The organism is Pseudovibrio sp. POLY-S9 (assembly GCF_001431305.1).
In the GTDB taxonomy this organism is placed as follows: domain Bacteria; phylum Pseudomonadota; class Alphaproteobacteria; order Rhizobiales; family Stappiaceae; genus Pseudovibrio.
Map to the genome: position 1 here is coordinate 89,585 of NZ_LCWX01000079.1, position 8,121 is coordinate 97,705.

Here is an 8,121-nt window from a genome sequence, read left to right on the forward strand (position 1 = left end):
CTCATGTATGTTGCTGTGAAAGGTGGCGAGAAAGCCATCCATAACGCTCACAAGCTCATGGCACGGGATCGCCGCGGCGATACCAACGTGCCATCCCTGAGCCTCAAGCAAATCTCTGAGCAGCTTTACCTCTCTGTCTCCCGCGTGATGGCAGAAGGTTCTCTGTATGATGCAGAACTGGCAGCACTCGGCATCAAGCAATCTCGCGGCGATCTCATCGAGGCTGCCTTCCTGATGCGTGCTTACAGAACAACCCTGCCACGCTTTGGGTATTCCAAGCCAATCGACACCGCTAAGATGCTGATCCGTCGCCGTATTTCCGCAACTTACAAGGATCTTCCAGGCGGACAGTTACTCGGACCAACCTTCGATTACACCCAGCGCCTGCTCGATTTCAAACTGGCAGCAGATGGCGAAGCTCCAGCACCAGAAGTGCAGGAGTTCGAGAAGGAAGAGGTCGTCCCACGCGTGACAGATCTCCTCAATGAGGAAGGCCTGATTGAACCAGATGAGCCAATCGCACCGGATGCTCCAGTAGGTGACATCACCCGCGAACCTCTCACCTTCCCCGCTGACCGTGATCTGCGTTTGCAGAATCTGGCACGCGGTGACGAAGGTTTTCTGCTGGCACTTGGCTACTCCACCCAGCGTGGTTTTGGCAGAACCCACCCCTTTGCAGGAGAAATTCGTCTTGGGGAAGTCGAGGTTGACTTGTTCATGGAAGAGCTCGGATTCGAAGTTCCCCTTGGCACCATGACGGTCACCGAATGTCAGATGATCAACCAGTTCCAGGGTTCTGCTTCTACACCACCACAATTCACACGCGGCTACGGTCTGGTCCCCGGTCAGGGAGAGCGCAAAGTCATGGCAATGGCACTTGTGGATCGCTCTTTGCGGGCTGAAGAGCTGGGCGAAGAAATCGACTCCCCAACGCAAGATCAGGAGTTCGTTCTTTCTCACTCCGACAACGTACAGGCCACTGGCTTCGTAGAGCATCTCAAGCTCCCACACTACGTCGACTTCCAGTCAGAATTGGAGCTGATCCGCAAGGTTCGCAAAGAGTGGCAAGAGAAACGTGAAGCGGCTGAACAGGAACTCGTTGCGGAGGCGGCACAATGACCGAGCGCGTTGAAACACAAGGCATCTCCGGCGAACACTACAATTTCGCTTATCTGGATGAGCAAACCAAACGCATGATCCGCCGCGCGATCCTCAAAGGCATCGCGGTCCCCGGCTATCAGGTTCCTTTCGCCGCCCGCGAAATGCCAATGCCATACGGCTGGGGCACAGGTGGGGTGCAAGTGACTGCGGCAGTAATCGGCAAGAACGATTGCCTGAAGATGATCGATCAGGGGTCAGACGACACCACAAACGCCGTCGCCCTGCGCAACTTTTTTATCGAAACGACAGGTGTAGACACCACCACAAAAACCAAAGACGCCAGCATCATCCAGACCCGTCACCGCATCCCGGAAGAAACGCTGACAAAGGATCAGGTGCTCGTCTATCAGGTTCCGATCCCAGAGCCACTCCGCTTTCTGGAACCGCGCGAAACCGAGACCCGCAAGATGCACGCGTTGGAAGAATACGGCCTCATGCATGTGAAGCTCTACGAGGACATCGCCAAATTCGGCCACATAGCAACAGCCTACGCCTACCCGGTCATGGTGCAGGATCGTTACGTGATGGACCCATCCCCGACGCCTAAGTTTGACAACCCAAAGATGGACCAGATGGAAGCACTCCAGCTGTTTGGGGCAGGCCGCGAAAAACGCATCTACGCCATCCCACCACATACCAAGGTGGTGAGCCTGGATTTTGAAGACCATCCATTTGAAGTGACCAAGTTCGACCAGCCTTGCGCCATCTGTGGTGCAGAAGAGGTCTATTTGGACGAGGTCATTCTGGATGACGACGGCAACCGCATGTTCGTGTGCTCCGACAGTGATTTCTGCGAGGAACGCCGCGATGCTGGTCATGTCGGCCACCTTGGAACCAATCCTCTAGAAGCAGAAGGAAACGACTAATGTCCCTGGATATTCAAAATTCTGAAGACCTTCCGCTGCTTCAGGTCAGCAACACGACAAAACTCTATGGCGGCCGCATCGGCTGTAAAGACGTCAGTTTCGATCTCTATCCGGGTGAGGTGCTTGCAATTGTAGGCGAGAGTGGCTCGGGCAAAACAACGCTGCTCAACAGCCTTGCAACGCGCCTCACCCCAACCTCAGGTTCGGTCAACTATCGCAACCGCATGGGCCAGATGCGCAACCTCTATGAAATGAGCGAAGCCGAGAGACGCATGCTCATGCGCACCGATTGGGGTTTTGTCCACCAGCATCCAGCAGACGGCCTGCGCATGACTGTCTCTGCAGGCGCAAACGTTGGTGAACGCCTTATGGCAGTCGGCGCACGCCACTACGGCAACATCCGCGACACCGCCACCGATTGGCTAGGCCGCGTCGAGATAGCAAAAGACCGCATTGACGATGACCCACGCGCATTCTCCGGCGGCATGCGTCAACGTCTCCAGATTGCTCGAAACCTCGTCACGGCCCCACGACTGGTCTTCATGGACGAACCAACTGGCGGCTTGGATGTGTCTGTTCAGGCACGCTTGTTGGACTTGCTGCGCGGTCTCGTTGCTGACCTTGGCCTCTCCGTGATCATCGTGACCCATGATCTGGCAGTGGCCCGCCTGCTCTCACACCGTATTCTGGTGATGCGCCACGGTCATGTCATCGAAAGCGGACTGACAGATCAGGTACTGGACGACCCGCAAGAGAGTTACACCCAGCTCCTCGTCTCCTCCATCTTGCAGCCATAAGGACAAGACAATGACAAACACTCCTAAAACCAAGGTGCTTGTTTCCGACCTTGCCAAGTCCTTCAAGATGCACTTGCGAGATGGCTTGGAAATCCCGGTCGTCTCCAGTGTAAACTTCTCCGTTTCAGCAGGAGAATGTGTAGTTCTTGGCGGTCCGTCAGGATCAGGTAAAAGCTCGATCCTGAAAATGATCTACGCCAACTACCGCTGCCAGAAAGGCCAGATCCTGATCACATATGGCGACGAGATCGTCAATGTGGCCGATGCAACACCGCGCCGCATTATCCGCCTGCGCGAAACCACAATCGGTTACGTCTCACAGTTCCTCCGCGCCATCCCACGCGTCCCTGCTCTCACGCTGGTTGCCGAACCTCTCATGGCGCAAGGCGTTGCAGAAGACGAAGCTTTTGAGCGTGCTGGCAACCTACTCTCACGCCTCAATGTGCCAGAGCGTCTCTGGCAGTTGCCACCAGCAACCTTCTCGGGTGGCGAACAGCAACGCGTTAACATCGCAAGAGGCTTCATTGCACATTACCCGATCCTTCTTCTCGACGAGCCAACAGCCTCACTCGATGCAGCAAACCGAGCCGTTGTTGTGGAGCTGGTGGAAGAGAAGAAAACGCAAGGTGTGGCAATGGTCGGTATTCTTCACGATCATGACGTTCGTGATGCCATTGCGGACCGGATCATCGATGTAACTTCATTCGCATCGGCTGCCTAAAGCATATCCGTAAGCGATATGCAGAAAAGGGAAACTCACTCCATGATAAAGCCCCCCAAAATCGCGGAGACGGTCATCGAGTCAACCGTCACCCATCGAGAGGCTACGGTTGGCAAGCAATGCGAAGTGCTTGGCCCAACCTATCTGGAATATTGTGAGATCGGCGACTACTCCTACATTGGCCCGAACTCGACGGTTGCGGACACCACAATCGGCAAGTTCACGGCCATTGCATCCAATGTTCGCCTTGGCCCTCCCAATCATCCACTGGAGCGGGTTTCCCAACATCGCTTTACCTACACCCCTGAATACTACCGCGAAGATGAGGAACGGGACCACCAGTTCTTTGCTGACCGCAGAGCTGCGCGTGTCATTATCGGCAATGACGTCTGGATCGGACATGGCGTAACCGTGCTACCCGGCGTAACGATTGGCGATGGTGCAATCCTCGCAGCAGGCGCAGTGGTTGCAAAAAACGTGGAGCCCTACACCATCGTAGGCGGAGTCCCGGCAAAGCTGATCAAGAGACGCTTCTCCAAGGAAGCTGCTGATAAACTGATCCAACTCAAATGGTGGGACTGGCCAGAGGACATAATCTTCGAGCGTCTCCCTCTGTTTCAATCGATGACTGTGGAAAGGTTTCTGGAACACTTCGAACCAGCCTGAGGTGTCATAGGACTGACACCGTTTGCCCGGTACTTCGAAGCCCAAGGATATTCTGGATATGCGTTACTCAATCTATTTCACACCCCCACAGTCAGCCACGCTCACGGAGTTGGGAAGCCAATGGCTCGGGCGCTCAGCCTTTACCAATGACAGCCTCGCACACCCGCACCTGAACGAGTTTGAGCCCGGGCACCTACACTCAATCACCGAAGACGCACGTCGCTATGGCTTCCACGCCACCATGAAACCACCATTCCATCTGGCGGAAGGTAAATCGCAGGAAGATGCAAAAGCGGCTTTCAGCACGTTCGCCAAGCAAACATCTGCCTTCACCATCGAAGGAGTTGCGCCAAACTTCCTCGGCAAGTTTCTCGCCCTGACACCGACGCAGCCGTCAGAACAGCTCAACGGACTGGCAGCGCAATGCATCAAACAGCTCGATCATCTTCGCGCTCCTTTGAGCGAACAAGACATCGAACGACGCCGCAAAGCGAACCTGACACCACAGCAGGATGCCTACATGCTGGAATGGGGCTACCCCTACATTTTCAAGCATTTCCATTTTCATATGACCCTGTCAAAACGACTTGAAGACGAGAGCGAGCGCAAAGCTCTCAAAGCTGCCGCAGAAGACCACTTCAAGCCTGTCATTCATCAACCAATCTCCATTTCGCACCTCGCCCTCTGCGTTGAACCAGAGGCTGGAGCGCCATTTCGAGTCATTGAAATAAGACCATTGGAAGGACAAGTAGCATGAGCGATGTATTAGTCGGCGTAGCGCCACATCAGACATCAACAATGGTCGAGCCACACACACCAATGACCTTCACCAACGCAAAACTGATCCTCCCCGATCAGACGCTGGAAGGCACACTGGCAGTCGAAAATGGCATGATCAGCGACTTAAGCGACGGCAATACGTCCAATGCACTGGACTGCGAAGGTGACTACCTCATTCCCGGTCTTGTCGAGCTGCATACCGATCATCTCGAAAACCACTACAAGCCACGCCCCGGCGTCACATGGAACGCAGTCTCTGCTGTTCAGGCCCACGACGCGCAGATTGCCTGTTCTGGCATCACCACCGTGTTCGATGCCCTGCGCGTTGGCATGGAAGACGATGCAGACCTGACTGCACAAGACATGCGGGCTATGGCCGATGCAATCGAGATCGGTCAACAAGAAGGCCGCCTGCGTGCTGATCACTACATCCACCTGCGCTGTGAGGTTTCCGCCGACAACTGTGTTGAAGGCTTTGAGCTGTTCAATGACGATCCGCGCGTTCGACTTGCATCCTTGATGGACCACACACCGGGGCAACGCCAGTTCACCTCTCTGGATCAGTTCGAGCTTTACTACAAAACCAAGAAGGGTTTTTCTGACGAACAGATGCAGGACTTTATGCTGCAAATGCAGGCCCGTGCAGATCGCAACTCCGATAAGAACCGTCTTGCCATTGCAGACCGCGCCAAAGCTGCAGGCATGATGTTGGCCAGCCATGACGACGCAACCTTCGCCCATGTTGAGGAAGCAAACAAGTTTGGTATCAACGTCGCTGAATTCCCAACCACCATGGAAGCTGCGAAGGCTTCACACGAAGCTGGCATGGCTGTGCTGATGGGTGCTCCGAACGTTGTACGCGGCAAGTCCCACTCAGGCAACATTTCTGCGCGTGAATTGGCAGAAGCAGGTTATCTGGACGTTCTGTCTTCTGATTACGTCCCAGTCTCACTTCTGCAAGCTGCCTTCTTACTGGCCCAGCAAATCGAGCGCATCTCCGTTCCTGAAGCCGTACAGAAGGTAACCAAGATCCCGGCAGAGGCAGTTGGCCTTGCTGACCGTGGTGCACTGGAGCTTGGCCGCCGCGCGGACCTTGTACAGGTGCGTATGGTTGGCGACGTCCCAATCGTCCGTGGTGTCTGGCGTGAAGGATATCGCGTCGCTTAGCACTGCGGATGAGAGGGGGGAACTATCGTGACAGTTTTGGATACAGCTCAGGAGCAAGCAAAAAAGCTTGGCCCCGGCGCACTGATCATGGTCGTAGGGCCAAGCGGTGCAGGCAAAGACACGCTGATTTACGGCTATAAGGAACTGTGCGAAGGCGATGAGAACATCATGTTCGTCCGTCGCCTGATCACCCGCCCGGCAGATGCCGGTTCAGAACCGCACGAAGCAGTCTGCCACAAGCAAATGTCAGAGCTTATCGATCAGGGCCGCGTGGCATTGTCGTGGCCAGCTCATGGGCTGACCTATGCCCTGCCAGAGTGCATTGATCATCACATCGCCAATGGCGGGATTGCGGTCGCAAATGGTTCCCGAAAAGCCTTGGCAGAAGCTGTCGGCAAGTATGAGAAACTGCTGGTCGTACATATTACGGCACCAATCCACGTGCTCGCACAACGCCTTTCCATGAGAGGTCGCGAAACCGCAGAGGATATCGAGCAACGGTTAAGGCGCGCAGACCTGTCCCTGCCGCAACTACCGCATCTGGTGGAGATACAAAACACAAACGACCCTCAGGTCGGCATCAAACAGCTGGAACAAGCAATCACGACATTTATGCGCTGAGCTTTTTCATCGCCTCCAGGCCAAGCAGATGCGCAGTGATCATGCCAAACAAAGCCGGAGCAAATTCGTACTTGAGTGGAGCAAATTCAGGCTCTTCGTAGAGTGTCACCAGAACTGGTGGTGGATTGGTTACTGGCCACAGTCCGGCAACGAACACATGAATGCTGAAGAAGACACTCATCGCCTCTTCCGCATCAAGCCACGGCAACCCTTTTTGCAAAGCGCTTGTTGCTCGGGCAGCTTCCACCAGCAATGCCCGTTTAAAATCACGCACACAATCAATGGAGATATTCTTCTCCATTGTTGGGGCAATTTCACTCATCAGCTCACATAGCACCTGACGCGACGCGAACATTTCAGCAAGAAGCTTCGCCATATCAGCAGGAGCCATCTCACCGGGAACTTCCTGCTCCAGGTCCTCAATCAGCTTGACAAAATCACGTAGCAGCAACTCAACCAGAATGGCTTCCCGCGTTTCAAAATACCGATAAATGTTGGATTTCACGATACCTGCACGGCTGGCAATTGCCTGCAAGGTCAGTCCATCTACGCCGTCCTGCTCAAGCACGCAGGTCGCGGCACGTATAAGATCATTATGGCGCTGTGCCTTCGCTTCGGCAGATCTAGCGCGCTGAAAACTCTGGTTGGTCATAGTTTGGTGATAGGTCTCATTCCAGTCCATGTCAATTAAACTTGGCAGGGTCCATTGACAAACATCCGTCAGACCATAAGTTAAGAGAACAAAAGTCTCCTAACTATAAATTTACGGGATCGCCAAACAAATGTACCCGAAAATACCTCTGACCGTGAATGGTCAAAAACAAGAGATTGAAGCCGCCCCGGAAATGCCACTTCTGTGGGCGCTTCGGGACATAATGGATATCAAAGGCCCTAAATTCGGATGCGGCATCGCAGCTTGCGGCGCATGCACTGTTTTGATTGATGGGGAGGTCGTGCGCTCTTGCTCTCAGCCTGTTGGAGAAGTCGAAGGTGAGATCACCACCATCGAAGGCATTTCCCAAGGCGATGAGCTGCATGCTGTTCAGCAAGCATGGATGAAACACTCCGTCCCTCAATGCGGTTACTGCCAATCCGGTCAGATCATGGCTGCTGTCGCTCTGCTGGAAGAAAATCCAGACCCGACCGATGAAGACATCAGCGATGCCATGACCAACCTATGTCGTTGTGGCACCTATCCGAAAATCAAAGCCGCGATCAAAGACGCAGCACAAACGCTGGGAGCTTGAAGATGAGCCGATTGGGAAAATACACCCGCCGCGCCTTTCTCGGCCTTGGCGTTGCAGCAGCCGGTGGCCTTGCCGTGGGCTTCTATTTCTACCAG

General features: G+C 54.4%; 10 protein-coding genes. 9 read left to right on the top strand and 1 reads right to left on the bottom strand.

The annotated features are described in order from the left end of the window. Positions 1-3: 3 nt before the first annotated feature. Genes PPL9_RS06240 through phnN form a run of 8 tightly spaced genes read left to right on the top strand, consistent with a single transcriptional unit; the run spans position 4 to position 6,779 of the window. On the top strand, positions 4-1,119 hold the full coding sequence (locus PPL9_RS06240) for a carbon-phosphorus lyase complex subunit PhnI (protein ID WP_057461880.1): 1,116 nt from the start codon (positions 4-6) through the stop codon (positions 1,117-1,119). After that, positions 1,116-2,027, top strand: coding sequence for an alpha-D-ribose 1-methylphosphonate 5-phosphate C-P-lyase PhnJ (locus tag PPL9_RS06245; protein ID WP_057461881.1), 912 nt, complete (start codon positions 1,116-1,118; stop codon positions 2,025-2,027). The genes PPL9_RS06240 and PPL9_RS06245 overlap by 4 nt, the downstream gene beginning before the upstream one ends. Beyond that, positions 2,027-2,824: a phosphonate C-P lyase system protein PhnK gene (gene phnK, locus PPL9_RS06250; RefSeq protein ID WP_057461882.1), complete on the top strand. Its 798-nt coding sequence runs from the start codon at positions 2,027-2,029 to the stop codon at positions 2,822-2,824. The genes PPL9_RS06245 and phnK overlap by 1 nt, the downstream gene beginning before the upstream one ends. A gap of 10 nt (positions 2,825-2,834) precedes the next feature. Then, complete coding sequence (phnL, locus tag PPL9_RS06255) at positions 2,835-3,545, top strand: phosphonate C-P lyase system protein PhnL (protein ID WP_057461883.1); 711 nt, start codon at positions 2,835-2,837, stop codon at positions 3,543-3,545. Between the two features lie 42 nt (positions 3,546-3,587). Then, complete coding sequence (locus PPL9_RS06260; RefSeq protein ID WP_208989211.1) at positions 3,588-4,211, top strand: DapH/DapD/GlmU-related protein; 624 nt, start codon at positions 3,588-3,590, stop codon at positions 4,209-4,211. Positions 4,212-4,269: 58 nt separating this feature from the next. After that, positions 4,270-4,968 (top strand): DUF1045 domain-containing protein, encoded by a 699-nt coding sequence (locus PPL9_RS06265; protein WP_057461885.1) that lies wholly within the window; start codon positions 4,270-4,272, stop codon positions 4,966-4,968. A gap of 41 nt (positions 4,969-5,009) precedes the next feature. Beyond that, positions 5,010-6,158: an alpha-D-ribose 1-methylphosphonate 5-triphosphate diphosphatase gene (locus PPL9_RS06270; protein WP_057461886.1), complete on the top strand. Its 1,149-nt coding sequence runs from the start codon at positions 5,010-5,012 to the stop codon at positions 6,156-6,158. 27 nt (positions 6,159-6,185) lie between these two features. Continuing rightward, on the top strand, positions 6,186-6,779 hold the full coding sequence (gene phnN, locus PPL9_RS06275) for a phosphonate metabolism protein/1,5-bisphosphokinase (PRPP-forming) PhnN (RefSeq protein WP_057461887.1): 594 nt from the start codon (positions 6,186-6,188) through the stop codon (positions 6,777-6,779). On the opposite strand, the gene PPL9_RS06280 is transcribed toward phnN, so the two are convergent. Further along, on the bottom strand, positions 6,769-7,431 hold the full coding sequence (locus tag PPL9_RS06280; RefSeq protein ID WP_057461888.1) for a TetR family transcriptional regulator: 663 nt from the start codon (positions 7,429-7,431) through the stop codon (positions 6,769-6,771). The two genes, phnN and PPL9_RS06280, sit on opposite strands and share 11 nt — an antisense overlap. Positions 7,432-7,561: 130 nt before the next feature. On the opposite strand from PPL9_RS06280, the gene PPL9_RS06285 reads away from it, so the two are divergent. Beyond that, complete coding sequence (locus tag PPL9_RS06285; RefSeq protein ID WP_082596600.1) at positions 7,562-8,026, top strand: (2Fe-2S)-binding protein; 465 nt, start codon at positions 7,562-7,564, stop codon at positions 8,024-8,026. Positions 8,027-8,121 lie beyond the last annotated feature (95 nt).

Coding starts and splice junctions, on each gene's coding strand:
- PPL9_RS06240 (WP_057461880.1), top strand. CDS start 4: ATGTATGTTGCTGTGAAAGGTGGCGAGAAAGCCATCCATAACGCTCAC.
- PPL9_RS06260 (WP_208989211.1), top strand. CDS start 3,588: ATGATAAAGCCCCCCAAAATCGCGGAGACGGTCATCGAGTCAACCGTC.
- PPL9_RS06285 (WP_082596600.1), top strand. CDS start 7,562: ATGTACCCGAAAATACCTCTGACCGTGAATGGTCAAAAACAAGAGATT.
- PPL9_RS06280 (WP_057461888.1), bottom strand. CDS start 7,431: ATGACCAACCAGAGTTTTCAGCGCGCTAGATCTGCCGAAGCGAAGGCA.
- PPL9_RS06265 (WP_057461885.1), top strand. CDS start 4,270: ATGCGTTACTCAATCTATTTCACACCCCCACAGTCAGCCACGCTCACG.
- phnL (WP_057461883.1), top strand. CDS start 2,835: ATGACAAACACTCCTAAAACCAAGGTGCTTGTTTCCGACCTTGCCAAG.
- PPL9_RS06245 (WP_057461881.1), top strand. CDS start 1,116: ATGACCGAGCGCGTTGAAACACAAGGCATCTCCGGCGAACACTACAAT.
- phnK (WP_057461882.1), top strand. CDS start 2,027: ATGTCCCTGGATATTCAAAATTCTGAAGACCTTCCGCTGCTTCAGGTC.
- PPL9_RS06270 (WP_057461886.1), top strand. CDS start 5,010: ATGGTCGAGCCACACACACCAATGACCTTCACCAACGCAAAACTGATC.